The following is a 248-nucleotide window of genomic DNA, read 5'->3' as shown; positions in this document are numbered from 1 at the left end:
GCCGGTTCGGCGAGCATGCCCACGACCAGCGAGGTGATCGTGATGCCCAGCTGGGTGCCGGAGAGCTGGAAGGAGAGTTCACGCAGGGCGGCGACGACGGTACGGGCCCGGCGGTCGCCTTCGGCGGCGGCGCGTTCGGCGGCGAAGGCGGCGTCTGCGTGTTCCATGCAGGCCAGACGGACGGCGGCGGCGACGGCTTGGTCGCGGGCCGGCTGAGGGCGCCCGTCCTTGGCGAGGTAGAGGCATTC

The 248-nt window shown here is 73.0% G+C and carries 1 pseudogene; it reads right to left on the bottom strand.

The annotated features are described in order from the left end of the window. A pseudogene (locus MFF64_RS37195) lies at window positions 1–248 on the bottom strand (hypothetical protein); the annotation flags it as partial.

The sequence above is a fragment of the Methylobacterium frigidaeris genome (genome assembly GCF_022179185.1).
Classification (GTDB): domain Bacteria; phylum Pseudomonadota; class Alphaproteobacteria; order Rhizobiales; family Beijerinckiaceae; genus Methylobacterium; species Methylobacterium frigidaeris.
The sequence above is the reverse complement of the archived record's forward strand: the minus strand, read 5'-3'. Positions and strand labels throughout refer to the sequence as shown.